At 62.7% G+C, this 22,158-nt stretch carries 19 protein-coding genes; 14 read left to right on the top strand and 5 right to left on the bottom strand.

Annotated elements, in window-relative coordinates:
- Positions 1-2 precede the first annotated feature (2 nt).
- The gene (locus NKI58_RS03425) at positions 3-1,241 is read left to right on the top strand and encodes a CmpA/NrtA family ABC transporter substrate-binding protein (protein WP_352577826.1); all 1,239 of its coding nucleotides are present in this window, start codon (positions 3-5) and stop codon (positions 1,239-1,241) included.
- Positions 1,242-1,484: 243 nt separating this feature from the next.
- Here NKI58_RS03425 and NKI58_RS03420 read toward each other — a convergent pair whose 3' ends face one another.
- Positions 1,485-1,613 carry a hypothetical protein gene (locus tag NKI58_RS03420; RefSeq protein WP_352448433.1) on the bottom strand — a complete coding sequence of 43 codons (129 nt, stop codon included), beginning with the start codon at positions 1,611-1,613 and terminating at the stop codon, positions 1,485-1,487.
- Here NKI58_RS03420 and NKI58_RS03415 point away from each other — a divergent pair.
- The 9 genes from NKI58_RS03415 to NKI58_RS03375 all read left to right on the top strand — a co-directional run bounded on the left by NKI58_RS03415 (position 1,600) and on the right by NKI58_RS03375 (position 13,069).
- On the top strand, positions 1,600-2,916 hold the full coding sequence (locus NKI58_RS03415) for a CmpA/NrtA family ABC transporter substrate-binding protein (RefSeq protein ID WP_352623312.1): 1,317 nt from the start codon (positions 1,600-1,602) through the stop codon (positions 2,914-2,916). The genes NKI58_RS03420 and NKI58_RS03415 overlap by 14 nt on opposite strands.
- A gap of 84 nt (positions 2,917-3,000) precedes the next feature.
- Complete coding sequence (gene ntrB, locus NKI58_RS03410; protein ID WP_352577824.1) at positions 3,001-3,897, top strand: nitrate ABC transporter permease; 897 nt, start codon at positions 3,001-3,003, stop codon at positions 3,895-3,897.
- 11 nt (positions 3,898-3,908) lie between these two features.
- Positions 3,909-4,706 carry an ABC transporter ATP-binding protein gene (locus tag NKI58_RS03405; protein WP_352577823.1) on the top strand — a complete coding sequence of 266 codons (798 nt, stop codon included), beginning with the start codon at positions 3,909-3,911 and terminating at the stop codon, positions 4,704-4,706.
- Between the two features lie 252 nt (positions 4,707-4,958).
- The gene (locus NKI58_RS03400) at positions 4,959-5,297 is read left to right on the top strand and encodes a hypothetical protein (RefSeq protein ID WP_352568359.1); all 339 of its coding nucleotides are present in this window, start codon (positions 4,959-4,961) and stop codon (positions 5,295-5,297) included.
- 58 nt (positions 5,298-5,355) lie between these two features.
- Complete coding sequence (locus tag NKI58_RS03395; protein ID WP_023676295.1) at positions 5,356-6,657, top strand: MFS transporter; 1,302 nt, start codon at positions 5,356-5,358, stop codon at positions 6,655-6,657.
- Between the two features lie 19 nt (positions 6,658-6,676).
- A complete protein-coding gene (gene nirB, locus NKI58_RS03390) occupies positions 6,677-9,127 on the top strand; it encodes a nitrite reductase large subunit NirB (RefSeq protein ID WP_023676296.1) in 2,451 nt (816 codons plus the stop codon).
- Positions 9,128-9,192: 65 nt separating this feature from the next.
- On the top strand, positions 9,193-9,522 hold the full coding sequence (gene nirD, locus NKI58_RS03385; RefSeq protein ID WP_023676297.1) for a nitrite reductase small subunit NirD: 330 nt from the start codon (positions 9,193-9,195) through the stop codon (positions 9,520-9,522).
- Between the two features lie 3 nt (positions 9,523-9,525).
- Entirely contained in the window at positions 9,526-12,480 is a 2,955-nt protein-coding gene (locus NKI58_RS03380) for a nitrate reductase (protein WP_352634972.1), read from the top strand.
- A gap of 103 nt (positions 12,481-12,583) precedes the next feature.
- Positions 12,584-13,069, top strand: a complete 486-nt coding sequence (locus NKI58_RS03375; protein WP_023676299.1) for a hypothetical protein — start codon at positions 12,584-12,586, stop codon at positions 13,067-13,069.
- A 25-nt stretch (positions 13,070-13,094) separates the two neighbouring features.
- Here NKI58_RS03375 and NKI58_RS03370 read toward each other — a convergent pair whose 3' ends face one another.
- A complete protein-coding gene (locus tag NKI58_RS03370) occupies positions 13,095-14,126 on the bottom strand; it encodes a hydroxyacid dehydrogenase (protein WP_352782166.1) in 1,032 nt (343 codons plus the stop codon).
- A 177-nt stretch (positions 14,127-14,303) separates the two neighbouring features.
- On the opposite strand from NKI58_RS03370, the gene NKI58_RS03365 reads away from it, so the two are divergent.
- Together NKI58_RS03365 and NKI58_RS03360 are read left to right on the top strand one after the other, a co-directional pair.
- Positions 14,304-15,740 carry an aldehyde dehydrogenase family protein gene (locus tag NKI58_RS03365; protein ID WP_352782277.1) on the top strand — a complete coding sequence of 479 codons (1,437 nt, stop codon included), beginning with the start codon at positions 14,304-14,306 and terminating at the stop codon, positions 15,738-15,740.
- Between the two features lie 37 nt (positions 15,741-15,777).
- On the top strand, positions 15,778-16,359 hold the full coding sequence (locus NKI58_RS03360; RefSeq protein WP_023676303.1) for a DUF1349 domain-containing protein: 582 nt from the start codon (positions 15,778-15,780) through the stop codon (positions 16,357-16,359).
- A gap of 41 nt (positions 16,360-16,400) precedes the next feature.
- Here NKI58_RS03360 and NKI58_RS03355 read toward each other — a convergent pair whose 3' ends face one another.
- The gene (locus NKI58_RS03355; RefSeq protein WP_023676304.1) at positions 16,401-17,153 is read right to left on the bottom strand and encodes an SDR family NAD(P)-dependent oxidoreductase; all 753 of its coding nucleotides are present in this window, start codon (positions 17,151-17,153) and stop codon (positions 16,401-16,403) included.
- Positions 17,154-17,480: 327 nt separating this feature from the next.
- Here NKI58_RS03355 and NKI58_RS03350 point away from each other — a divergent pair, with 327 nt between their 5' ends.
- The gene (locus NKI58_RS03350) at positions 17,481-18,752 is read left to right on the top strand and encodes an O-antigen ligase family protein (RefSeq protein ID WP_023676305.1); all 1,272 of its coding nucleotides are present in this window, start codon (positions 17,481-17,483) and stop codon (positions 18,750-18,752) included.
- Between the two features lie 127 nt (positions 18,753-18,879).
- On the opposite strand, the gene NKI58_RS03345 is transcribed toward NKI58_RS03350, so the two are convergent.
- Together NKI58_RS03345 and NKI58_RS03340 are read right to left on the bottom strand one after the other, a co-directional pair.
- Positions 18,880-20,091 (bottom strand): polysaccharide biosynthesis/export family protein, encoded by a 1,212-nt coding sequence (locus tag NKI58_RS03345; protein WP_084641075.1) that lies wholly within the window; start codon positions 20,089-20,091, stop codon positions 18,880-18,882.
- Positions 20,092-20,298: 207 nt separating this feature from the next.
- Entirely contained in the window at positions 20,299-20,976 is a 678-nt protein-coding gene (locus tag NKI58_RS03340) for a sugar transferase (RefSeq protein WP_023717993.1), read from the bottom strand.
- Positions 20,977-21,524: 548 nt separating this feature from the next.
- Between NKI58_RS03340 and NKI58_RS03335 the strand changes: the two genes are divergently transcribed.
- The gene (locus NKI58_RS03335) at positions 21,525-21,854 is read left to right on the top strand and encodes an exopolysaccharide production repressor protein (RefSeq protein ID WP_245274682.1); all 330 of its coding nucleotides are present in this window, start codon (positions 21,525-21,527) and stop codon (positions 21,852-21,854) included.
- Positions 21,855-22,158: the final 304 nt, after the last annotated feature.

Here is a 22,158-nt window from a genome sequence, read left to right as displayed (position 1 = left end):
GAATGGCGGCCGAGCACCGGATCAATGCTGGCTTCATGCCGCTCTTCGACAGCGCTGTCCTTGTCGCGGCGAAGGAAATCGGCTTCGCCCTGCGTGAAGGCATCGACCTGACGCTCAACCGGGAAACATCCTGGGCCAACATCCGCGACCGCATCGCCATCGGCCATTTCGATCTGGCGCACATGCTGGGGCCGATGCCGATCGCCTGCAATCTGGGGCTGACGCCGCTCGCCTCCGATACCGTCGTGCCGTTTTCGCTCGGCCTCGGCGGCAATTGCGTGACGGTTTCGAACGCGGTCTGGGCCGGCATGGCCGCGCACGGCGCCCAACCCGATCTCGATCCGGCGCGGGCCGGCAAGGCGTTGGGAGCGCTGATTCGTGAACGGGCGAATGGCGGCGGCGATCCGCTTCGCTTCGCCGTCGTCCATCCGCACTCCGGGCACAATTACGAATTGCGCTACTGGCTCGCCGCCTGTGGCATCGACCCGTCGCGTGAAATCGAGATCGTCATCGTGCCGCCCCCCTTCATGGCCGACGCACTCGCCGCCGGCAGGATCGACGGCTACTGCGTCGGCGAACCCTGGAACAGCGCCTCGGTCGTCGCGGGCACCGGCCATATCGCCACGGTCAAGGCGGCCATCTGGAAGACCAGCCCCGAGAAAGTCGTCGGCGTGCGCAAGGCATGGGCGGAAAGAGAGCCGGACGCGCTTTCAGCCCTGCTGCGTGCGCTTCATCACGCGGCGCGCTGGTGCCAGGATCCGGCAAACCGTGACGAACTCGCGGCCCTTATGGCGCAGCCGGCCTTCCTCGGGCTTGCGCCGGCGCTGCAGATGCCGATCCTCAGCGGGCATCTGGCGCTCGGCGGCGGCGCCGAACTGAGTGTCGGCGACTTCTTTCTGCCCTTCAACAAGGCGGCGAACTTCCCGTGGAAGAGCCATGCGCTGTGGTTCTACACGCAGATGGTGCGCTGGGGGCATGTCGCGCACACGCCGGAAAACCTCGCTATTGCCCGCGACTGCTACCGCCCCGATCTCTACCGCTCGGCGTTGAAGCCGCTTGGCGTAGCGCTTCCCGGTGCCAATGCCAAGGTCGAGGGCGCGCTGAAGGCCGCGACTCCGGTCGGTTCGGCGGGGGCAAGCCTGGTGCTCGGTCCCGATGGTTTCTTCGATGGCCAGATCTTCGATCCCGACGAGATCGACGCCTACATTGCCGGCCAGAAATTGGCGCGCGCCGAAGTCTGATCATTTCGGCGGCATTCTTGTGCGCTGCACAAAAAATGTGCGTGCAACTGCGCTAATGAACAATCTTTGGCTTGCTCGCCCAGCGGGCCGGCGCGCCGACGATTTTGGCATGTCGTTGATCTCGTTGATGTTTGTCATCCATTCCGAAACTGGCACGGTTCCTGCGTTGCAATAGGCAGACTCTTCTCGGGTCACGGAATAGGCGTCCAATGGCGGGCGCTACAGGCAACGCTGCCGCTCAGGTCAACACGCGATCCCGGATGGACGGACGCGCGCGGCCTGGCCGGCGGCTTTTTTGTTTTGGTCGAACACGCAATCGACGGCGCCGATCCCAAGCCGCGCCCAACCGGAGATGACGATGACGAAAAGCACCAATAGCCATTCCGCCCAAACGGCGATCAGCCGCCGCGATTTCCTGAGGATCAGCGCGGCCACCGCGGCAACGCTGGCCGCGGCGCGTGCGCTGCTGCCCTCCGGCGCCTATGCGGCGCCCGCCGCGCCGGAAGTCACCGGCGCCAAGCTCGGCTTCATAGCGCTGACCGATGCGGCGCCGCTGATGATTGCCAAGGAGAAAGGCCTGTTCGAGAAATTCGGCATGCCCGACGTCGAGGTGCTCAAGCAGGCCTCCTGGGGGGCGACGCGCGATAATCTGGTGCTCGGCGGCGAAGCCAACGGCATTGACGGCGCCCATATCCTGACGCCGATGCCTTATCTGATGCACACCGGCAAGGTGACTCAAAACAAGCAGCCGCTGCCGATGGCGATCGTGGCCCGGCTCAACTACGACTGCCAGGGCATTTCTGTCGCCCAGGAATATGCCGGCACCGGTGTCGGCCTCGACGCCTCCAAGCTGAAGGACGCCTTCGCTGCGAAAAAGGCCGCAGGCAAGGAGGTGAAGGCCGCCATGACCTTCCCGGGCGGCACGCACGATCTTTGGCTGCGCTACTGGCTGGCTGCCGGCGGCATCGATCCCGACAAGGACGTCTCGACCATCGTCGTGCCGCCGCCGCAGATGGTCGCCAACATGAAGGTCGGCAACATGGACGTGTTCTGTGTCGGCGAGCCGTGGAACGAGCAGCTCGTCCACCAGGGCGTCGGCTTCACCGCCGCCACCACCGGCGAACTGTGGAAGGGCCATCCGGAAAAGGCGCTCGGCCTGCGCGCCGCCTTCATCGACAAGTACCCGAACTCCACCAAGGCGATCCTGATGGCCGTCATGGAAGCCCAGCAATGGTGCGAAGCCAAGGAAAACAAGGACGAGATGGCCGCCATCATCGGCAAGCGGCAATGGATGAACGTGCCGACTGCCGACATCATCGGCCGCCTCAAGGGCGACATCAATTACGGCAATGGCCGCGTCGCCAACGGCACCGATCTCTACATGAAGTTCTGGCAGGGCGGCGTGTCCTATCCCTTCAAGAGCCACGACAGCTGGTTCCTCGCCGAAAACATCCGCTGGGGCAAGTTCGCGCCGACCACCGACATCAAGGCGCTGGTCGCCCAGGTCAATCGCGAGGATCTGTGGCGAGAAGCGGCCAAGGATCTTGGTGTCGCCGCGGCCGATATCCCGGCGTCTTCATCGCGCGGCGTCGAGACCTTCTTCGACGGCAAGGTCTTCGATCCGGAGAACCCGTCCGCCTATCTCGACAGCCTGAAGATCAAGGCATCGGCCTGAACGGTGCAAACGGCGCTCGCGCCGTTTGTCGCCATAAGCGCAACGGCGCCGCTTGTCGCCAAATGCCAAAGGAACGTTCGAGAAATGTCTATCCAAGCCATCGAGGACCGCAAGGTGAAGCCGTTCCCCGCGCCTGCCAAGCCCGCCGAAATCATCGCCTTCACCGCCAGGGCGCGGCGCCGCTTCGACCCGGCCGCGATCGCAGGCAAGCTGGCCAGCACGCTGGTGCCGCCGGTCATCGTCATCACCATTATGCTCGTCGTCTGGCAGGTCGCCTGTTCGTCGCCCACAGCCAGCCTGCCACCGCCAAGCCAAGTTTGGAACGAGGCCTATGACCTGATCGCCCATCCGTTCTTCAACAATGGCCCGCAGGACATTGGACTCGCCTGGCGGGTGCTGATCTCGCTGCAGCGCGTCGCCATCGGCTTTGGCCTTGCGGCTGTCGTCGGCGTCGCGCTCGGCGCGCTGGTTGGCCAGTCGATCTGGGCGATGCGCGGTCTCGATCCGGTGTTCCAGATCCTGCGCACGGTACCGCCGCTCGCCTGGCTGCCGCTGTCGCTGGCGGCGTTCCGCGATTCCAGCCCGTCGGCGATCTTCGTCATCTTCATCACCTCGATCTGGCCGGTGATCATCAACACCGCCGTCGGCGTCCGTAACATTCCAGAGGACTATCGCAACGTCTCCCGCATCCTCAGGCTCAACCAGCTCGAATTCTTCGTGAAGATCATGGTGCCGGCCGCGGCACCTTACATCTTCACCGGCCTGCGCATCGGCATCGGCCTGTCGTGGCTGGCCATCGTCGCCGCCGAAATGCTGACCGGCGGCGTCGGCATCGGCTTCTTCATCTGGGATGCCTGGAACTCGTCGCGGCTGCCCGACATCATTGTCGCGCTCGCCTATATCGGCGTCACCGGTTTCTGCCTCGACCGCCTGGTCGCGGCGGTCGGCGCCTTCGTCACCCGCGGCACAACGGCAAAGTGAGGAGAGGGACGATGACGGCCTATCTGAAACTCGACCATATCGACAAATCCTTCGCCCGCGGCAGCCAGGTCAGCGACGTGCTGAAGGACATCCGGCTGACCATCGACAAAGGCGAATTCGTCTCGATCATCGGCCATTCCGGCTGCGGCAAGTCGACCTTGCTCAACCTGATCGCCGGCCTGACCAAGGTCTCGGCCGGCGCGGTTCTGTTGGATGACAAGGAGGTCGATAGTCCCGGCCCGGAACGCGCCGTGGTGTTCCAGAACCACAGCCTGCTGCCATGGCTCACCGTCTACGAAAACATCAATTTGGCAGTCACGAAGGTCTTTGGCCGGAGCAAGAGCCGGGCCGAGCGGCATGAATGGATCATCCGCAATCTCGATCTCGTTCAGATGGCGCATGCCAAGGACAAACGTCCGGCCGAGATTTCGGGCGGCATGAAGCAGCGCGTCGGCATCGCCCGGGCGCTGGCCATGGAGCCGAAGATCCTGCTGCTCGACGAGCCGTTCGGGGCGCTCGACGCGCTGACGCGCGCGCATCTGCAGGACGCGGTGATGGATATCCATTCGAGGCTCGGCTCGACGACGATCATGATCACCCATGATGTCGACGAGGCGGTGCTGTTGTCCGACCGCATCGTCATGATGACCAACGGCCCGGCGGCCACCATCGGCGAGGTTCTTGCCGTGCCGCTGGCCCGGCCGCGCCGGCGCATCGAGCTTTCCTCCGACCGCACCTTCCTGCGCTGCCGCGAGGCGGTGCTGAAATTCCTCTACGAACGCCACCGCTTCGTCGAAGCCGCGGAGTAAGGCCATAACGGGAAAACTCGTCATCATCATTGGCAATCTGCATCGGCAATGGGCAATCTACCGCATTGCACAAATATTATGCTGCTATGCAAGGCATTTTGACTAATCTTTGATCCGCTGCCGAGCTTGGTCAAAAGTCGCGCGGCTGCGGTTCATATTGATTTCATTCGATAATTAAGAGCGCTGTCGAATTGGCACGCTTCCTGCTTTCCAAAATGTAGGGTCCGCAAGGGCCAAGTGAAACGGCGTCCAATGGCGGGCGCCACAGGCAAAGCTGCCGCTCAGGTCCACACGCGCTCCCGGAACCCCGGACGCGAAGACCTGGCCGGCGGCTTTTTTGTTTTGACGCAATCGACGGCGCTGGTCCCAAGCGGCGCCCAACCGGAGACGACGATGACGAAACGGATTGGAACTGGCGCTTCCCTCGCGGACTTCACGCGCCGCGATTTTCTGGCCGTCAGCGCGCTGACGGCGGCGCTGTTCACCGCCGCGCTCCTCCTCTTTCCCGCCGGCGCCAAGACTGACGGCAAGGGTCTCGAAGTGACCGCGCAAAGGTCGGTTTCAACCAGTTCGCCGATGCTGCGCCGCTGACAGTCGCGAACGAACAGACAAGGGCGGTGCCTCCCACGCCGCAAACCGGAGCCAGAAAATGACCGCAAATCTCCCAGCCGCGCCCAGCCAGGACAGCGCTCCCCGGCAGGCGCTTGCCATGTCCACCATCGCCTTCACCGTCTGCTTCGCGGTGTGGACGATCTTTTCAATCATCGGCGTGCGCATAAAGCAGGAGCTGGGGCTGAACGAGACGGAGTTCGGCCTGCTCGTCGGCACGCCGATCCTCACCGGCTCGCTCGTCCGTATGGTGCTCGGTGTCTGGACCGACCGTTTTGGCGGACGGCTGGTATACACCGCGACCATGCTTGCGGCGGCGGTCGCGACCTTTCTGCTCGCTTTTGCGCACACCTACGGGCAGATGCTGGTCGCCGCACTAGGCGTTGGGCTCGCCGGCGGTTCCTTCGCCGTCGGTGTCGCCTATGTCTCGCGCTTCTTCCCGGCCGGCAAGCAGGGTACGGCGCTTGGCATTTTCGGTGTCGGCAATGTCGGCGCCGCGGTCACCAAGTTCCTGGCACCGTTCGTGCTTCTCTCCTGGGGCTGGCAGTCGGTCGCGCTGATCTGGGCGGCAGCACTCGTCGTCATGGCCGCCGTCTTCTGGTTCACGACCGGCGACGATCCAGTCATCCGCGAGCGCCGCGCCGGCAAGGCAGCGCCCGCGAGAAGCTTCTTGCAGGAATTCGCGCCGCTCAAGAACCTGCAGGTCTGGCGCTTCGCCTTCTATTATTTCTTCGCCTTCGGTGCATTCGTGGCGCTCTCGCTGTGGCTGCCCCGCTACCTGATCGGCGTCTACGGCTTCGGGCTTGCGACCGCCGGCATGATCGGGGCGGCCTATTCAATTCCGGCAAGTATTTTCCGCGCCTATGGCGGCGTGCTTTCCGACCGGATCGGCGCCCGCACCGTGCTCTACTGGACCTTCGCTGTCAGTGCCGCCGCGACTCTCGTTCTGTCTCTCCCCTCGGCAGATTACGTCGTGCGCGGTGTCAGCGGGCCGATCGCCTTCCATTTCGAGGTCGGCCCGCTCGCCTTCATAGCCGTTGCCTGTGTGCTCGGCTTCTTCATGAGCCTCGGCAAGGCTGCCGTCTACAAGCACATCCCGGCTTACTATCCGCAGAGTGTCGGCGCGGTCGGCGGCGTTGTCGGCATGATTGGCGGGCTCGGCGGCTTTATCCTGCCAATCGTCTTCGGCGTGCTCAACGACCTCACCGGCGTCTGGTCGAGCTGCTTCATGCTGCTATTCGTCATCGTCGCCACCTGCTTTGCCTGGATGCATTTTTCCATCCGTCGGATGGAGCGCACGGCGTCTGACGAAGCTTCAGGCCTTTCCTACGCGGCTGAGTGAGACCGGAGTGGATCAGGACATGACCGAGAAACTCGTTATCATCGGCAACGGCATGGCCCCCGGGCGCATGCTGGAGCACCTCCTGGAAAAGGCGCCTGGGCGCTACCAGGTCACCATCTTCAACGCCGAGCCGCGCGTGAACTACGACCGCATCATGCTCTCGCCGGTTCTGTCGGGCGAAAAGGCCTATGAGGAGATCATCATCCATGGCGACGGCTGGTACATCAAGCACGGCATCACCCTCTACAAGGGCCACAAGATCGTCGCCATCGACCGGCAGGCAAAGACCGTCACCTCCGATCATGGCGTGACCGAGCCCTACGACAAGCTCGTCATCGCCACCGGCTCGGTGCCGTTTATCATTCCGGTGCCAGGCCATGATCTGCCCGGCGTGCTCACGTATCGCGATCTCGACGACGTCCGGGCGATGATGCTTGCCGCCCAGTCGCGGGCCAAGGCGGTGGTCATCGGCGGCGGCCTGCTCGGCCTGGAAGCGGCTGCGGGTCTGAACGCACAAGGGATGGACGTCACCGTGCTGCACGTCATGCCGACGCTGATGGAGCGTCAGCTCGATCCGGCCGCCGGATATCTCCTGCAGCGCGCCGTCGAGCAGCGCGGCATCAAGGTCATCACCAAGGCCAACACCCAGGCGATCACCGGCAACGGCAAGGTCGAGCGGGTGGAGCTTGCCGACGGCACAGTCATTCCCGCAACGCTCGTCGTCATGGCGGTGGGCATCAGGCCGAATGCGGCGCTGGCGAAGGAAGCCGGCATTGCGGTCAATCGCGGCATCGTCGTCGACGCCGGCATGCGCAGCAACGATCCCGATATCTACGCAATCGGCGAATGCGCCGAGGTCAACGGCCAGGTCTACGGGCTGGTCGCGCCGCTCTACGAGATGGCGCGCGTCGCCGCCAGCCATCTGGCCGGCAATGAGGCGGCGGCTTTCGTCCACATGGACACGCCGACCAAGCTCAAGGTCACCGGCATCGAGCTGTTCTCTCTCGGCGACTTCGCCGAGGGCGATGACCGCCAGGAGATCGTGCTGCGCGATGCCGCGGCCGGCGTCTACAAGCGCCTGGTACTCAAGGACGACCGCATCATCGGCACCGTGCTCTATGGCGAGACGGCGGACGGCGCCTGGTTCAACGACCTCAAGAAGAAGCAGACCGACATATCCGAGATGCGCGATACGCTCATCTTCGGCCAGTCCTACCAGGGAGGCGCCCCCCTGGACCCTATGGCGGCCGTTGCAGCCTTGCCGGATGATGCGGAAATCTGCGGTTGCAACGGCGTATGCAAGGGAAAGATCACCGGCGCGATCACGGCCAGGGGCTTGACCTCGCTCGACGATGTGCGCGCCCACACCAAGGCGTCGGCCTCCTGCGGCTCCTGCACCGGGCTGGTCGAAAAGCTGATGGTGCTGACCATCGGCGACAAATACAACCCCGCGGCGGTCCAGCCGATGTGCAGCTGCACCGCGCTTGGCCATGACGAGGTCCGCCGGCTGATCAAGGCCAAGGGCTTGAAGACCATTCCCGCCGTCATGCAGGAACTGGAGTGGAAGACCTCCTGCGGCTGCGCCAAATGTCGGCCGGCGCTCAACTATTATCTCGTCTGCGACTGGCCCGACGAATACGCCGACGATTACCAGTCGCGCTTCATCAACGAGCGCGTCCACGCCAACATCCAAAAGGACGGCACCTATTCGGTAGTGCCGCGCATGTGGGGCGGCGTCACCAACGCCGCCGAATTGCGCGCCATCGCAGACGTCGTCGACAAGTTCGAGATCCCGATGGTCAAGGTCACCGGCGGCCAGCGCATCGACATGCTCGGCATCCGCAAGGAAGACCTGCCGGCGGTATGGGCCGATCTCGGCCAGGCCGGCTTCGTCTCCGGCCACGCCTATGCCAAAGGACTGCGCACGGTGAAGACCTGTGTCGGCTCGGACTGGTGCCGCTTCGGCACGCAGGATTCGACCGGCTTGGGCATCCGTATCGAAAAATTCATGTGGGGCTCGTGGACCCCGGCCAAGGTCAAGATGGCGGTGTCGGGCTGTCCGCGAAACTGTGCCGAGGCGACCTGCAAGGATGTCGGCGTGATCTGCGTCGATAGCGGCTACGAGATCCATTTCGCCGGCGCCGCCGGTCTCGACATCAAGGGCACCGAAGTGCTCGGCCTGGTCAAGACCGAGGACGAGGCGCTGGAGCATATCGTGGCGTTGACGCAGATGTATCGCGAGCAGGGCCGCTATCTCGAGCGTATCTACAAATGGGCCAAGCGCGTCGGCATAGCTGAGATCAAGCGTCAGATCATGGACGATGGCGAGAAGCGCAAAGCCTATTTCGACCGCTTCGTCTTTTCGCAGAAATTCGCCCAGGTCGACCCATGGTCGGAACGTGCTTCCGGCAAGGACAAGCATGAATTCCGGCCGATGGCTTCGGTCGGCTTTGCCCAGGCGGCGGAGTAGGCGCGTGTTCCCGAAAAGTGGAATGCGTTTTCGGACAAGAACACGCGCAAAAGAGGAATAGCCACATGAACTGGGTATCGATAGGCACGCTCTCGGACATTCCGCGTCGCGGCGCGCGCTGCGTCGCCACGCCCGAAGGCAAGATCGCCGTCTTCCGCACGGCCGACGATCAAGTCTTCGCCATCGACGACCATTGCCCGCACAAAGGTGGGCCGCTCAGCCAGGGCATCGTCCATGGCACGGCGGTGACCTGTCCCTTGCACAATTGGGTGATCTCGCTGGAGACAGGCAAGGCGCTCGGCGCGGACGAGGGCGCGGTGCGCACCATTGCGGTGCGGATCGACGGCGAGCGGCTGTTCATTGCGCTTGAAGCGCTGGCCAGCCGCGCGGCGTGAACCATGCAGATTGATGAAGCGCGCGAGGTGAGGACCACCTGCCCCTATTGCGGGGTGGGTTGCGGCGTGCTGGCGAAGGTCGCCGCGGACGGTGAAATAACCGTTCGTGGCGACCCGGACCACCCGGCGAATTTCGGCCGGCTCTGCTCCAAAGGCTCGGCGCTGGCTGAGACCATCGACCTCGACGGCAGGTTGCTATACCCGGAGATCCACGGTCGCCGCACCGACTGGGACGAAGCGCTCGACCTTGTCGCTTCGACCTTCTCGCAAACCATTGCCGAACACGGCCCCGGTTCGGTCGCCTTTTATGTTTCCGGCCAGTTGCTGACCGAGGACTATTACGTCGCCAACAAGCTGATGAAAGGCTTTATCGGCTCGGCCAATATCGACACCAATTCGCGCCTGTGCATGGCCTCGTCGGTCGCCGGCCACCGCCGCGCCTTTGGCTCGGACACCGTTCCGGGAAATTACGAGGATCTGGAACTTGCCGACCTGATCGTGCTGGTCGGCTCCAATCTCGCCTGGTGCCATCCGGTACTCTACCAGCGCATTGCCGCCGCCCGGGAAAAGCGGCCCGAGATGAAGGTGGTGCTGATCGACCCTCGCCGCACAATGACCTCAGACATCGCCGACATGCATCTGGCGATCGCGCCCGATGGCGACGTCGCTTTGTTCACCGGGCTGCTCGCCTATCTCGGCCAGCACAACGCGCTGGACCGCACCTATATCACGGCGCACACGACCGGCTTCGGGCAAGCGCTTTTCGCCGCCTCGGCGCTCGATCTTGCCGGCATCGCGGCTGCCACGGGTCTCAGTGAGGACGAACTGGCCCGCTTCTACAGCCTGTTTGCCGCGACGGCGAAGACGGTGACCGTCTACAGCCAAGGCGTGAACCAGTCGTCTTCGGGCACCGACAAGGTCAACGCCATCATCAACTGCCATCTAGCCACCGGCCGCATAGGCAAGCCCGGCGCCGGGCCGTTCTCGGTGACCGGCCAGCCCAACGCCATGGGCGGCCGTGAGGTCGGCGGCATGGCCAACATGCTGGCCGCCCACATGGAGATCGAAAACCCCGAGCACCGCGAACGCGTGCGGCGCTTCTGGAATGCCCCAACCGTCGCCGAAAAACCCGGCCTGAAAGCGGTCGAGATGTTCCAAGCGGTGGCCGACGGACGCATCAAGGCGCTGTGGATCATGGCCACCAACCCGGTCGATTCGATGCCGGATGCCGATGCCGTCGAAGCGGCGATCAAGGCCTGCCCGTTTGTTGTGGTCTCGGACGTGCTGGGCGAGACCGACACGGTCCGCCACGCCCATGTCCGGCTGCCGGCCACCGCATGGGGCGAAAAGGATGGCACCGTCACCAATTCGGAGCGCCGCATCTCGCGCCAGCGGGCTTTTTTGGCCAGGCCCGGCGGGGCAAGGCCAGATTGGTGGATCATCGCTGAAGTTGCCAAGCTGATGGGCTTCGGCGAGGCGTTTTCGCATGTGTCGCCGACCGACATCTTCGCCGAGCACGCGGCGCTGTCGGGCTTCGAGAATGACGGCGCGCGCGATTTTGATATAGGCGCGTATGGCGATATCGGTGCAGAGGCCTATGAGGATCTTCTGCCGTTCCAATGGCCAGCGCCGGCCTCACCCTCCCCCTTGAGGGGAGGGTCGGCACGCGCGTTGAGCAAAGCGAAACAAGCGGGACGGGGTGGGGTCGGTGGTGAAGTCTCGACCTCTCCGGGTCGCCCCACCGAGGTGGAGGCCGTCGCAGATGACCCCCTCTGGCCTGCCGGCCATCTCCCCCTCAAGGGGGGAGATCAGCCTGCTGCTCGGCTGTCGCCAGTCTCCCAGGTTGATGAGTGGGCGCAGCCGGCAAAACCGCCAATCTCCCCCCTTGAGGGGGAGATGGCCGGCAGGCCAGAGGGGGGTGTTCAGGCTGGACATAGCTCAGCCAGCATCCGCTTCTTCGCCAATGGCGGCTTCTACACGCCCGACGGCAAGGCGCGCTTCATTGCCATCCGCCCAGCCGCACAAACCCGCACCAACCCGGACTACCCGCTCGTCCTCAACACCGGGCGCGTCCGCGACCATTGGCACACCATGACGCGGACCGGCAAGAGCCCGCGCCTGTCGCAGCACATGGCCGAACCGTTCGTCGAAATCCACCCGGCGGATGCGCAGCACTATGGTATCGGCGATGCCGACATCGTGCGCGTCTCGACTGGCCATGGCGAGGTGCTGGTCCGCGCGCTGGTGACGGTGCGCCAACGCCAAGGCTCTGTATTCGTTCCGATGCACTGGACCGATCAGATCTCCGCCCGCGCGCGTGTCGATGCACTGGTCCCGCCGACGACCGATGCGATTTCAGGTCAGCCGGCCTCGAAGAACGTTGCCGCCCGCATCCAGCGGTTCGCCGCCACTGCCTTCGGCTTCGCCGTGCTTGCCGAACGACCCGCATCGATCGACGCCGATTACTGGAGCCTCGCCCGCTGCCCCGCCGGCTGGCGCCTTGAAATTGCGCTGCAGTCCGGCCGTGACTGGACCGGGTTTGCCGCCTCGCTGTTCGGCCTCGAAGGCGAGACGCTCGCCTATCACGACATCGCCGGCGGGCACCATCGCTTCGCCCGTTTCGCAGGCAATCGGCTGGTCGGCGCGTTCTATCTTGCGCCTACCCCGGTAGCGGTGTCGCGCGGCTGGGCGGTCGAACAACTTGGTGCTGACCATGCCGATCGGCAGGCGCGGCTGGCGATTGTCGCCGGGCGGCCGGGCGGCAACAGCGTCGACCGCGGTGCCATCGTCTGCGCCTGTTTCGGGGTCGGTGCCAACCAGATCGCGGAAGCGGTACGCGGCGGCTGTACCAGCGTCGCGGCAATCGGCGCCGCCCTTCACGCCGGCACCAATTGCGGCTCTTGCCGCGCCGAGATCAAGACCATTATCGACGGGCGGCGTCTGCAAGCTGCGGAGTGATGCGCCGAGGAACTCTGCCGCGCCGCTGCATGATGCTTACTAGCAATTTACAAACCATGGGCTACCAACGTTCTGACTTCGATTCGCTCGGAACGGGAGCCTCATGAGCAAAGCCCTGACCTCATTCGCGCTTGCCGCCGTGCTGACGGCCTTGCTGATGGCGCTCAGCCTGGCGGTGGCCAGGCATGGCTATCCCTATGGCGCGATCGGCGCCAAGCGCTTGAGCGACGTCGCCGATGCGGGGACGTTCATTCCGCTCGCGGCGATCTATTTTTTCAGCGCACTGCTGATGATGGTTCTGCCGATCAGGCTCGCTGGCATCGTCCTGACACATGCCGCCGATGCGATCTTCTGGACGGTCATCGTGTTGTTTGCGCTCATCGTTGGATGTCTCGCCGCGAGATTTGCTTTCGGTCAGCGCGATGTGCTCTCCGCACTCCTGAACTGGCGCTTCCTGTTTGTCGCAGGCGTCGTCGGATGCCATCTGTTCATCAACGAGCTGCGCCGCAACATCTTGTTGAGAAGCCTGTTCTTCGTCATCTTCGCCGCAGCGACACTGGCCTGCCTGTTTTGGTCCTTCACCGTCTGAGCATGTGCGACCGTCGGCAGGCGGCTTAATTCTTGTCGACCGGCTTCGAACGCATTCGCGAAACGGTCTCACGCTCGGCCCGCTTCGAACGCATCGGCGGCAGGCCGCGGTCGATCAGGTCCATGTCTTCCAGCACCATGTCGCCCATCCGCTTGAAGGCGATGTCAAGCGCGCCGGCCCGGTGGGCGGAGCGCAGGAACCCCGGCAACGCACGGACCGGGTGATCCTGGGCCAGAGGCTCCTCAGGAAAAACATCGCTGGCGGCGACGATATGGCCGCTGCGGACGACGTCCATCAGTGCCGGGAAATCGACCACGCCGGCTCGGCTGAGCAGGATGAAAGCGGCTCCCTTGCGCATCCTGGCAAACGCCTCGGCGCCGAGGAAGCCCTGGTTTTCGCTGGTCACCGAAGCGACGACGAAGACGAAATCGCTGTTCGACAGAACGTCGTCAAGAGAGGCCGGCTCGACGCCGTTTTCGATCAGGATCGACGGCGGCAGCCACGGGTCGAAGACTTTTGTCCGCGTGCGAAAGCCTGACAGCAGCCGGTTGAGCGCACGGCCAAGATCGCCGAAGCCGATAATGCCGACATCCGCGCCGGAAAGAAGCCGCGCCGTCCGGTTGCCGTCGCCGCCCCACAGCTCCTTGCCCTGACGAAATGCGAGATCGGCGTCGACGATTCCGCGGGCGAGGTTGAGCGCCATGGCAAGGCCGAGCTCGGCCACCGGCTCTGCAAACACCAGCCCGGTGGTGACGACATGGATGCCGCGCGAAAACAGCGCCTCGTACGGCATGTTGTCGATAAGGTTGCTCTCGACATTGAAGACGCAGCGCAGCGCCTTCATTTTCTCCAGCGTCTCCGGCGTGATCGGCGGCTGGCCGACAATGTAGCGCGCCTCGCCAAGGATATCGGCCGGCAGCGCCGCGACACCTTCAGGCGATGTTTCGACGATGCGGTATTTCGATCGAAATTTCGCCAGCGCAGCCGGCGTGAAGATCAGGTCGAGCGTGCGCGGTTCGGGTGCGCTGATCACCAGCGGCAAGGCGCTGTCGGACATGATACTTTACCTCCCGTGCGATCCGCGTCGCACCACACAAGAATCGTCTTTTCCCGCCCCCGACACCTATCACATGCCTGTCGAGAAGGAGAAGTTTGCCTTCTTCGGCCTTGCGGTGCGGCGGTCGGTGGTCCAGATAGACGGCGATCGAAGGACGACAAGGAAGACAGCAACATGATCCCGTTTCGAAAGAACCTCATCGATGGCGAGTGGGTAGGCGATGCCGGCTCCCGCAACATCAACCCGTCCAATCTCGACGACGTGGTCGGCGAATATGCATCGGGGGGCGCGGAGCATGCTCGGCAGGCCATCGCCGCGGCGAAAGCGGCATTTCCGGCATGGTCCCGATCGGGCCTGCTGGCACGCCATGCGGTGCTGAGGAAGACGTCGGACGAGATCACCGCGCGGAAAGATGAAATAGGCCGGGCGTTGGCGCGCGAAGAAGGCAAGACACTGGTCGAGGGCATCGGCGAGACTGTGCGGGCCGCCCAGATATTCGATTTTTTCGCCGGCGAGGCGTTGCGCCTGTCGGGCGAGCTGGTGCCAAGCGTGCGGCCCGGCGTCGGCGTCGAGATCACCCGCGAAGCGGTCGGCGTCGTCGGCATCATCACGCCGTGGAATTTCCCGATCGCCATTCCGGCTTGGAAAATCGCTCCGGCGCTGGCCTACGGCAACACCATCGTCTTCAAGCCGGCGGAACTCGTTCCGGAGAGCGCCTGGACCATTGTCGACATCCTGCACCGCGCCGGGCTGCCCAAGGGTGTGCTCAACCTGGTGATGGGCAAAGGTTCGGTGGTCGGCCAGGCCATGCTCGACAGTCCTGACCTCAACGCCATCACCTTCACCGGCTCGGTCGGCACCGGCAAGCGCGTCGCCGCCGCCAGCGTCGAGCACATGCGCAAGTTCCAGCTCGAAATGGGCGGCAAGAACCCGCTTGTGGTGCTCGACGATGCCGACCTTGCCGTCGCCGTCGACTGCGCCATCAACGGTGCCTACTTCTCGACCGGCCAGCGCTGCACGGCGTCGTCCCGGCTGGTGGTGACGGACGGCATCCACGACCGCTTCGTCGAGGCGCTCAAGGACCGCATGGCCAAGCTGATCGTCGGCGACGCTCTCGATGCCAAGACGCAGATCGGGCCGGTTGTCGACCAGAGCCAGCTCAAACAGGACGAGGACTATATCGCCATCGGACGTCAGGAAGGTGCCGATCTCGCCTTCGGCGGCGAGCGGCTCGATCGCGAAACCCGCGGCTTCTATTTGCAGCCTGCGCTGTTCACCGAAACCACCAACGCCATGCGCATCTCGCGCGAGGAGATTTTCGGCCCGGTCGCCAACGTCATCCGCGTCAAGGATTATGACGAGGCGCTGGCGGTGGCCAACGACACGCCGTTCGGGCTGACGTCCGGCATCTGCACCTCGAGCCTCAAGCATGCCACGCACTTCAAGCGCAATTCGGAAGCCGGCATGGTCATGGTCAATCTGCCGACGGCCGGCGTCGACTTCCACGTGCCTTTCGGCGGGCGCAAGGGATCGAGCTACGGCCCGCGCGAGCAGGGCCGCTATGCCGCAGAGTTCTACACCACGGTGAAGACCGCTTACACGTTTGCCGGCTAAGAAAAGGCGGCAGACCAGCCAGGCAGCGAGCAAGTCGATGGCATCTGAGAATACGGACCTGACCTGGCTCAATCCGCCGCCGCACCACGCCTTCGGCAACAATACGGTGCATGTACGGACCGGTGAGGAGACCGACTTCTGGCGCGAGACGTTCTACGGCTTCTGGCGCGACAATGGCCATTTCCTCTATCGTGAGGTCGAGGGCGATTTCAGCGCCGAAGTCACGGTCAAGGGGCACTATGAGGTGCTTTACGATCAGGCCGGGCTTATGGTCCGCCTGAGCGAGACGCACTGGATCAAGGCCGGCATCGAATACACCGACGGGCTGATGTATTTTTCCGTCGTCGTCACCAACGATGCCTCCGACTGGTCGCTGGCCAGCATTCCGGCCGATCCGGACGGGGTCAGGATCCGCATGACCCGCCATGCCGAGACGATCCGCGTCCAGTATCGCGACGCATCTGACAAGCACTGGAAACCGGTGCGGCTTGCCTATTTCCCGCCGTCGAAAACGGTCGATGTCGGCATGATGTGCTGTTCGCCGCAGCGCGAGGGCTTCGAAGTGACATTCAGCGATTTTTCGATCGGCCCGCCGATCTCGCGGGAGCTTCACGACTGAGGCGCCGCGATCCGGTCGGGCGGTTTGCGTCCGGCCCCGCCTCAGTAGGTCGCCCGGCCGCCGGAGACGTCGAAGACGGCCGCCGTCGTGAACGAGCATTCCTCGGACGCGATCCAGCAAATCAGCGCCGCCACCTCCTCGACCTCGCCGAACCGCGCCATCGGTATTTTGGACAGCATGAAGTCGATGTGTTGCTGGCTCATCTGCTGGAAGATCGCGGTGCGCACGGCCGCCGGCGTGACGCAGTTCACCGTTACTTTGGTCTTGGCCAGTTCCTTGCCGAGCGATTTGGTCATGCCGATCACCGCCGCCTTGGAGGTGCTGTAGGCCGAGGCGTTCGGGTTACCTTCCTTGCCGGCAATCGAGGCGATGTTGATGATCCTGCCGTAATTGCGTTCGAGCATATGCGGGACCAGCGCCTTGTTGCAGAAGAAGACGCCGTTGATGTTGATGTCGGTGACCCGGCGCCAATCCTCCACCGAATACTCCCAGGTCGTCATGTTCGGCCCGGTGATGGCAGCACTGGTGACAAGGACATCGACCGCGCCAAGCGCTTCGATCGTCTCTCCGGCGGCGGCTTCGACCGCTATGGGGTCGGCGACGTCTAAGGTGACGCTGTGCAGGCCTGGAACAATGGCCTTGGCCTGCTCGATCTGGGCGGCATCGCGATCCCAGACCGAAACACGCCCGCCTTCGTCAGTGATCCTTTGCGCGACGGCCAGGCCGATGCCTGAGGCGCCGCCGGTGATAACAGCAGATCGTCCGGCAAATCGTCCCGCGAAACTCATCGGCATGTGGTCTTCCTCCCAATGGGCGGCGAATGTGAAGTCAACGGCGGACAAGTTCAAGCGCGGACTTGCAACCTCAGAACAGCTTATGATGGGCCAGCACCGGTCAATTGTACGGCACTGCCTTCTGGCCAAATCGTCTCGCCCGGTATGGAGAGAACGGCTGGAACGACGCGCCCGGTTGGCATCCGGGTGACAGGCGGCGCCGGATGGGTTATATTGCACTGCACAATGCGAGCGCCTGCAGGCGAGGCTCCCATCGACCGACGAATCGGCCCACGAGCGGCCCATGAAATCGGCATTGAGCTGCAAGGACGGAAAACCGCTATCGAGATGAAGATTCCAAAATCTCTGTTGATCGATCCGGACAAGAACACGGTCTATGGCAGCTTTGCCGTTGCCGTCTCGATCTGGGCGTTCTCCTACTCGACCATTTTCGGCCAGGCCATGATCCTGGCTTATTATGCGGTCTGGCTACCGCTCATCCTGGTCGACTACCGCAAGATATTAAGGCACGCTTCCAGCGCCTGGCTTCCGCTGGCCTTTGCAACCTATGTCTGCTTCTCGGTGTTCTGGTCGGCGGCTCCCGGCACCACGGCAAGAACGGCCGTCCAATATTGCTCCCATATCGCCTGCGCCTACATTGCCGCGCGCACCGTCAGCGTCCGGACCTTGACCATAGGCGCCCTGATCGGGATTTTCGTCGTTCTGCTCTACTCGCTCAAGGTCGCAAGTTATTCCTACGACGTTCTCGACGGGACATACAATTTCGTCGGCGCTTTCAGCTCCAAGAACCAGATCGGCTTTGTCGCATCGCTCGGCATTTATTTCTGCGTTGTCTACCTCGCCTTTCTCAGGCGCGGACGCATAAGCTTTTTGTTGATTGTACCGATCGTCCTTCTGTCGGGCTATCTGCTGGTCGTGTCGCATTCGGCCACTTCGATGGCGTCGACCCCGGCGGTTCTCGCTCTGGTCGCCCTGCTTTCCATCGGCAAGCTGCTTTCGCTCCGCCATCGCCGGGTGATTTTCATAATCGGTGCGGGCGGGCTGGTCGCCTGCACCGTGATTGCGCTGAATCTCGGGCTGATGGACTTTGTCCTTGGCCTTTTCGGCAAGGATTCGACGCTCACCGGACGAACCTACCTCTGGCAACAGGGCTGGAATGCCGCGCAGCAATCGCCCATCCTCGGCGTCGGCTACGCGGCTTATTGGGTGCAGGGCTTCTCCGAGGCCGAGCGGCTGTGGAACGAATTCTATATCGCCGCGCGAAGCGGCTTCCACTTCCACAACACCTACATCGAGACCTTGGTGGAACTCGGCTTCGTCGGCGCGACACTGCTTTCGCTGATCATCCTGCGCACGCTCTGGGGTCACGTCTCGGCGCTGATATTCAGGACATGGCAAGCCGACTCCGTGATTCTTGCCGGCGTCATGGTGCTTCTGTTCATCCGATCCTTCGTCGAGGTCGAGACCCTCAATCCCTACATCATGGGATCGTTCCTGCTGTACTACAGCTACTTCAAGCTGGTGAGGGTGCCGGCCGTCGCTCCTTCCCGGTGGAGCGCCGTGAACCATCTCGAGGAACCGGACGCCGTGCGAGGCTAGAGCGGGCGGATCCAGGCGGTTCGTTGCCCGAAGGCCGCCTTGTTTTCTGACCCATAAGATCCCAAACGCAAAAACCCCCCGCAGACCGCTGCCTGCGGGGTTGGTGCTTTGCTCCGGTGGAAAGAAGCTACTGGATGGCCATGGGCGCCGGTTTGACCTTGATCACGTCCCCTGGCAGCACCGGCGTGTCTTCATCGGCGGTGATTTCGCTGGTCTTGCCGTCGACCACCCGCACCAGGGAAAATGACAAGGCCGCTGGTTCGTTGTTGCCGTAGAATTGCGGCATGGGGCTGCCCGACAAGGCTTCGGACATCAAGGCCTTTTCCATATTCAGCTTCAGCGTCACCTCGTTGAGATCGGCTTCCGTCTGTTGCCGGTCGGTCGCGAGGCTGGAGTTCTGGGTGTTCTCGAGATCGATGGCGTCCTGGGTGGCCTTGCTGATCGACTGCTTGGCCGTGAGAATCGCCGTTTCGTAATCCAGGATCTGGCCCTCGAGGTCGGCGATGGTTTGCTGCGAGTTCAAAACCCGCGTGTTGACGACCAGCCCCTTTTGCGCCAGCGAGCCGATGCCGTTGAGCTGCTCCTTCGCCAGATCAACCTGCTTCTGCTGGTTGACGATCTTTTTCTGCAGCGAATCGATCTCGCTTTGCAGCAGTGCCTTCAAATCGTCGAGCGCCTGCAAGCGCAGCTTGAGTTTCTTCTGGTCGGCCGCCAGGATCGCCGTCTCATCGGCAACGATGCTGGGCAGCTTCGGATCGTCGGCCACCTCTTTCGGCACCGCGAATGTCGGCTTGTCCGCTAGTTCCGCTTCGATGCGGGCGCGCTTGACGGTCAGCCTGACCAATTGGTCTTGTAGTACGTCGAAATTGCCCTTGGCATTGATCAGGTCGCGGTCGTAGCGCTGTCCGCTCTCCGGGTTCCGCCGGGCTCCGCCGGCAATGCTCATCGCTTTCAGCACGGACAACCCAGGCACACAAGGATACTGGCCGGGCGATTGCACCTCGCCAGAGATGTAGAATGGCCGGTACTGCGCCATTTCGACGGAAGCCTCCGGCTTGTCGGCCAGAGCGAGCTTGCGCTGCAGCGCCTCACCGAGCGATGCCGCGATCTCCGAAGTCGTCTTGCCGGATGCGGGCATCTCGCCGACGAAGGGAACCGACAAGGTTCCAGCGGGGCCGACCGTGTATTCTCCATTGATGGCCGACCAGTCACGGAACGTGCCTTCGACGGTCTGCCATTCCGCCACGCGGATGGTCAGCTTGTCCTGTGCTCCTAGGCGATAGTCGTCGGCGAAGGCAAACTGTGGCAGGGCTAGCGACAGCGTCAGGCCGGTCGCCATTGTAAGGCAAGTCGTCAAAAGCCGTACTCGCCGCATGCGTCTGGAGAGAATGCCGGTGCAAAAGATATCGATTATATCTGCTTTCAACTGAGCGTTTCCGATCTGGTTTGCCCCGCCCGATGAGCTGCCGATGCCTGAGTTAGGGGCCTGAGTTCCGGGCCCGAATTCTGGACAGTCGCTCCTCGATGCACGGCCAGCAAGCGGCCGTCAGTAGCAGCCTCGCGACATCCAGACCGCAGGTACGGTCTTGATGATGATGCGAATGTCTTCGAACATCGACCAGTTCTCGACATAGTGCCTGTCGAATGCGACGCGGCTGTCATACGAAACATCGTTGCGTCCGCTGACCTGCCAAAGCCCGGTGAGGCCGGGGCGCGATTTCAGGTAATAGACGGCCGAATTGCCATATATCTCCAGCTCATCGCGCACCACGGGACGAGGCCCGACCAGGCTCATATCCCCCTGCAGGATGTTGATGATCTGCGGCAACTCATCGAGGCTGAGCTTCCTCAGCACCGCTCCGACGCGCGTGATCCGCGGGTCGTTCTTCAACTTGCGGGTCGCTATCCATTCGGCGTTGGCCTCCGGATTCGCGGCGAGATAGGCAGCAAGCACCCGCTCGCCGTCTGGAACCATGGTGCGGAACTTGAGGCACGGAAAAATCCGTCCTCCGCGGCCGATTCGGCTGTGACCATAGAAAATCGGCCCGCCATCGGAAAACCTGACAAGCAGCGCTATCATTACGAACAGCGGGCTGAGAGCGACCAGGCCGATCAGCGAACCGGCAATATCGAAGCTGCGTTTGAGCAGGCCGCCAATCGGTGGCGGAAAATCGACGCCGGCCTGCGAAAAATCCGCGTCGGCCGGCTTGGCTACGTCCCTCATGCGTAAACTCCATACGTTGAACGGATGGTTTACCGCACGATACCAAAAAAATGTTGCAGCGCAACACACAATTTCCCAGACGGCTGTAATAGTCGCGTCATGAACTGACTAAATAATAAACTCGTCCTGCACAAAATTTCGCCTTTATGTCACAAAAGAGACAGATTATGGGCAATTTTGGAAAAGCTAGTCCAATTTTGAGGCTGATTTTAGGCGAATCGCTCTTTATACCCTGCAATGGAGCTTCGCCGTCATTTAGAATTTCAAAAAAACGACTGATGTTATGACAAATTACTAGTCAATATTGTAAATGCTACTGGAGCTGGTCGATATCCGGCAATCAGTGGTGATGCCAATGTGTGCATTGCACCATGGCAGAGTCGATCCCGAGGATTCGTTCAAAATTATTCCGCAGCTGCCCTTGCCGCCTATTGCGCGGCTCAATAGAGTTGTAAATTGTTTCTGTCGGACTATGGACAGATTGGGCTAGGCCGGAAGCAACCGGCCAGACGCGGGCAACCTAAATAAGCTCGCAGAGTTTAAGGGAGGTGCTCGGGGTGGGCTTGTCGACATTTTTTCCCGAGCCGGTTGATGGGCTATCGGGTATGTCACTGCCAAAGTTCATTATCGGAATGTGTTTTGCGCTGGCGATCGTGATCGTCTGGTCCTATTTGGGCGGCGCCTCGCTCGGTACGACGCTGTTTCGCGTCATCGGCTGTGCCATAGTCATCCAACTGGGTTATTTTCTGCTGGTCTTTGCCATGGTCGCCAGAAATGCCCCGACCCCGGCCGACAAAATTCGCGACGCTGAACGAAAGCTGAGTTCGAACGAAGCGGCCGAAGGCGAGAAACTCAGCGCCAGGAGAGGCCTTCACTGATTTCGGGCCTGGCCGCGGTCTGCGATGTCCATGTGACCTGTGGTTAAGCTCGCCGGTCCTCTGACGAATTGCTCGCCTCAACAACACCGGCAGTCGGCATTCCTGTTCTTTCAATTCCTTGACACTGCGGGCCTCGACGCGCTCGCTCCGCCCCGCCGCCGTCCGGTCGGCGAGGATCAGCAACTGGTTTCTGCCAGTCGAGCGCTCTGATGGAGCGTGTAGGAACGGCTCTGCCAAGCGGCGCATTTCTGGAGCTATCCCGATTGAGGCTCGCCGCCTGCCCAACCGGGCCATGACACCCAGC

It is taken from the genome of Mesorhizobium sp. M0522 (assembly GCF_040321085.1).
GTDB lineage: Bacteria > Pseudomonadota > Alphaproteobacteria > Rhizobiales > Rhizobiaceae > Mesorhizobium.
The sequence above is the reverse complement of the archived record's forward strand: the minus strand, read 5'-3'. Positions and strand labels throughout refer to the sequence as shown.

What these genes read in the sequence shown, in the direction of transcription:
- NKI58_RS03360 (WP_023676303.1), top strand. Translation starts at nt 15,778, where the DNA reads ATGGCATCTGAGAATACGGACCTGACCTGGCTCAATCCGCCGCCGCAC.
- NKI58_RS03340 (WP_023717993.1), bottom strand. Translation starts at nt 20,976, where the DNA reads ATGAGGGACGTAGCCAAGCCGGCCGACGCGGATTTTTCGCAGGCCGGC.
- NKI58_RS03345 (WP_084641075.1), bottom strand. Translation starts at nt 20,091, where the DNA reads ATGGCGACCGGCCTGACGCTGTCGCTAGCCCTGCCACAGTTTGCCTTC.
- NKI58_RS03380 (WP_352634972.1), top strand. Translation starts at nt 9,526, where the DNA reads ATGCAGATTGATGAAGCGCGCGAGGTGAGGACCACCTGCCCCTATTGC.
- NKI58_RS03375 (WP_023676299.1), top strand. Translation starts at nt 12,584, where the DNA reads ATGAGCAAAGCCCTGACCTCATTCGCGCTTGCCGCCGTGCTGACGGCC.
- NKI58_RS03415 (WP_352623312.1), top strand. Translation starts at nt 1,600, where the DNA reads ATGACGAAAAGCACCAATAGCCATTCCGCCCAAACGGCGATCAGCCGC.
- NKI58_RS03400 (WP_352568359.1), top strand. Translation starts at nt 4,959, where the DNA reads ATGGCGGGCGCCACAGGCAAAGCTGCCGCTCAGGTCCACACGCGCTCC.
- NKI58_RS03370 (WP_352782166.1), bottom strand. Translation starts at nt 14,126, where the DNA reads ATGTCCGACAGCGCCTTGCCGCTGGTGATCAGCGCACCCGAACCGCGC.
- ntrB (WP_352577824.1), top strand. Translation starts at nt 3,001, where the DNA reads ATGTCTATCCAAGCCATCGAGGACCGCAAGGTGAAGCCGTTCCCCGCG.
- nirB (WP_023676296.1), top strand. Translation starts at nt 6,677, where the DNA reads ATGACCGAGAAACTCGTTATCATCGGCAACGGCATGGCCCCCGGGCGC.
- NKI58_RS03395 (WP_023676295.1), top strand. Translation starts at nt 5,356, where the DNA reads ATGACCGCAAATCTCCCAGCCGCGCCCAGCCAGGACAGCGCTCCCCGG.
- NKI58_RS03355 (WP_023676304.1), bottom strand. Translation starts at nt 17,153, where the DNA reads ATGCCGATGAGTTTCGCGGGACGATTTGCCGGACGATCTGCTGTTATC.
- NKI58_RS03350 (WP_023676305.1), top strand. Translation starts at nt 17,481, where the DNA reads ATGAAGATTCCAAAATCTCTGTTGATCGATCCGGACAAGAACACGGTC.
- NKI58_RS03425 (WP_352577826.1), top strand. Translation starts at nt 3, where the DNA reads ATGGCGGCCGAGCACCGGATCAATGCTGGCTTCATGCCGCTCTTCGAC.
- NKI58_RS03405 (WP_352577823.1), top strand. Translation starts at nt 3,909, where the DNA reads ATGACGGCCTATCTGAAACTCGACCATATCGACAAATCCTTCGCCCGC.
- nirD (WP_023676297.1), top strand. Translation starts at nt 9,193, where the DNA reads ATGAACTGGGTATCGATAGGCACGCTCTCGGACATTCCGCGTCGCGGC.